Origin of the sequence: Pseudoalteromonas sp. Isolate3 (assembly GCF_022398505.1) — a bacterium.
Classification (GTDB): Bacteria; Pseudomonadota; Gammaproteobacteria; order Enterobacterales; family Alteromonadaceae; genus Pseudoalteromonas; species Pseudoalteromonas apostichopi.
The window spans coordinates 1-1,610 of the sequence record NZ_JAKEVN010000241.1; the positions used below are offsets into that span (position 1 = coordinate 1).

Genomic DNA, 1,610 nt, shown 5'->3' on the forward strand with positions numbered 1-1,610 from the left:
GTACTAGAAAAAAACGCTATTCAAATGAATATTTATTAAGAATCATTCCTATCTATCAATTTCTAGTGCTTTAAAATGAAAAAACCCAGCACTAGGCTGGGTTTTAAAATTTGCGTAAAGGGTTAGATTAACGCTCTACTTTAACACGCTCAATAACAGTCACTTTCGCTTCAACACGACGGTTTTCAGCGTGAGCTTCTGGCGTATTTGCTGGGTTTTTAAGACGCTCTTCACCTAAACCAACAGTAGTAAGACGCATTGGGTCAATGCCATCTTCAATTAGTTTCTTAGCAACAGCATCAGCACGTTTTTTAGATAACCACTTGTTGTAGTCAGCTTTACCTACTGACGAAGAGTGACCTTCAAGTACTACGTCTGTTCCTGGGTGCTCTTTCAAAAACGCAGCAGCAGCATCAATATCGTCTAAGTATTGTTGAGATACTTTAGATGTATTGTTAGGGAATGTGATTAGTAAAGTCTTAGACACTTCACGGTCTTCATACAATGTACAACCAGTACCATCAACAGCATCTGTCATTGGTGTATTTGCACACTGGTCATCAGCATCTGGGATATTATCTCCATCGCTATCTACTGGCTCAACAGCTACAGGAACAACAGTTGGAGCTGGCTCTACTGGCTCAGCAGGAGCGCTTTGATCACCAAATATATAGCTAAGACCTAGCTTTGCACCAACATCTGTGTAACCACGGTCAAGACCTTGATATAAAGATGTTTCAGCGTTGAATGCAAAGTTATCGGTGAAGTAATGTTGGTAACCGGCACCTACGTTAGCAAACATTAGATCTTCATCAACAGCATCAAGATTTTTTAAACCAAAAATACCGTAGAAAGGACCACCGCCAAAATGATACAAGCCATCAATACCGTAACGCTTACCACTTTCAGAGCCACTTACAGTGGTACCGGCTGTGGTTTCAGCGCTCCAGTCAAAATCCATATCAGCATATTCTAAACGAGCACTCCAATAATCGCTGAAGCGGTAACCTAATTCCAAACCCCACCCAGTTGAGTCATCTACATCTAAACCGCCAGGTGGATAGTCACGGATATTTTCCCAAGAGTTATCATAATAATCGCCAAATGCGCCTATATAAAAACCTTGTTTTTCAGCAGCGATACCTGAAGCACTTGTTGCAGCAAGCGCTAAAGCTATAGTTAGTGATTTTAGTTTCATGTTTCATTCCCTTCCATTTTAGTAACTAAAGGCAGTGTAGCCTACACTCAGTCAAGATAGGTGATGAGTAATTAATCCAAACTTAATAAACTCAAACAACTAGTAAATTTTTATAATTCCATAGCATCAACTAAATACAGCGACATAAAGCACCTTAATAATCCATGTCGGACTGGTGCAAATTACACGTCATTAAAAATAATTATATAACCTAATAATAATTCAACAAGGTGATTAAACACCATACTACAATAATTTGAACTTTGATTAGGTGATTCATATCAATATATGATGGTTATTACATCTAAAATTGGTACAAATTAAGATTAACTTGTTTCTTAGGAAAGTAAATATTGAATTTCATTCAAAAAAAGGCCGGACTAATAAAATTAGTCCGGCCCTAGTTATATAT

1 protein-coding gene is annotated in these 1,610 nt (G+C 37.9%); it reads right to left on the minus strand.

Features of this window, described 5'->3' with window-relative positions; all coding sequences use genetic code 11:
• Positions 1-127: 127 nt before the first annotated feature.
• Positions 128-1,198: an OmpA family protein gene (locus L1D46_RS20570; protein ID WP_130049981.1), complete on the minus strand. Its 1,071-nt coding sequence runs from the start codon at positions 1,196-1,198 to the stop codon at positions 128-130.
• Positions 1,199-1,610: the final 412 nt, after the last annotated feature.

Excerpts from the sequence above, each read along its gene's own strand:
- L1D46_RS20570 (WP_130049981.1), bottom strand. The coding sequence starts at position 1,198 with ATGAAACTAAAATCACTAACTATAGCTTTAGCGCTTGCTGCAACAAGT.